The following is a 264-nucleotide window of genomic DNA, read 5'->3' as shown; positions in this document are numbered from 1 at the left end:
CCATGGATCTCAGACCCCAAGGTCACGACATAATCCGGACCTGGCTATTCTCGACTCTGGTACGCAGCCAGTTTGAACACGCTTGCGTGCCATGGCGGCATGTCGCGCTCTCCGGATGGATCCTTGATCCCGACCGTAAGAAAATGTCTAAGTCCAAGGGGAATGTGGTCACCCCTCAAGCCTTGCTCGACCAGTATGGAAGTGACGGTGTGCGCTACTGGGCAGCCTCAGCGCGGCTCGGCAGTGATACGGCCTTTGAAGAAC

Annotated in this window: 1 protein-coding gene; it reads left to right on the top strand. The window is 57.2% G+C overall.

The annotated features are described in order from the left end of the window. Positions 1–2: 2 nt before the first annotated feature. Positions 3–264: class I tRNA ligase family protein (locus tag SB756_RS31165; RefSeq protein WP_410913382.1), on the top strand; the 262-nt coding region annotated here is incomplete at its 3' end.

Origin of the sequence: Pseudomonas sp. SIMBA_068 (assembly GCF_046534705.1) — a bacterium.
Taxonomy (GTDB): Bacteria; Pseudomonadota; Gammaproteobacteria; order Pseudomonadales; family Pseudomonadaceae; genus Aquipseudomonas; species Aquipseudomonas putida.
The sequence above is the reverse complement of the archived record's forward strand: the minus strand, read 5'-3'. Positions and strand labels throughout refer to the sequence as shown.